General features: G+C 66.5%; 1 protein-coding gene. It reads right to left on the bottom strand.

The window, feature by feature from the left end:
• The coding region (locus IE247_RS33955) for an AMP-binding protein (RefSeq protein WP_190127222.1) at positions 1–737 on the bottom strand (737 nt) is incomplete at both ends.

A 737-nucleotide genomic window follows, 5' to 3' on the forward strand; every position in this document is an offset into this window, starting at 1 on the left:
CGGAGGAGGACGGTGGCGGTGGTGACGTGGGGGTGGTGGGTGAGGGCGGTTTCGATTTCGCCGAGTTCGATGCGGAAGCCGCGCACCTTTACCTGGTCGTCGGCTCGTCCGAGGAATTCGATGTGTCCGTCGGTGCGTCGTTGTGCGAGGTCGCCGGTGCGGTACATGCGGGTGCCGGGGGTGCCGTGGGGGTTGGCGGTGAAGCGTTCGGCGGTGAGGGTGGGTTGTCCGAGGTAGCCGCGGGCGTTTTGGGGGCCGGAGAGGTAGAGCTCGCCGGGGGTGCCGTTGGGTACGGGGTTGAGGTGTTTGTCGAGGATGTGGGCTTGGGTGTTGTCGAGGGGGTGGCCGATGACGGGGGTGGTGGTGTCACTCGTCCGTGCGGTGAGGGCGTCGACGGTGAATTCGGTGGGGCCGTAGTAGTTGACGACCTCGGTCTCGGGGTTGGTGGTGCGGAGTTCGGTCCAGAGGGCGGGGGATATGGCTTCGCCGCCGAGGAGGAGGAGTGGTGGGGTCCAGGGGCCGGTGAGGAGTCCGGCGTCGAGGAGTTGGCGTGTGTAGGAGGGGGTGATGTCGAGGGTGTCGATGTGGTGGGTTCGGGTGTAGGTGACGACGGTTTCGGCGTCGCGTCGTTCGTATTCGTCGAGGATGTGGAGTTCGTGTCCGGCGATGAGCCAGAGGAGTTGTTCCCAGGAGGAGTCGAAGGAGAGGGAGGCGGTGTGGAGTGCGCGGACGCGTCG

The organism is Streptomyces inusitatus (assembly GCF_014651115.1).
GTDB classification, from domain to species: Bacteria; Actinomycetota; Actinomycetes; order Streptomycetales; family Streptomycetaceae; genus Streptomyces; species Streptomyces amakusaensis.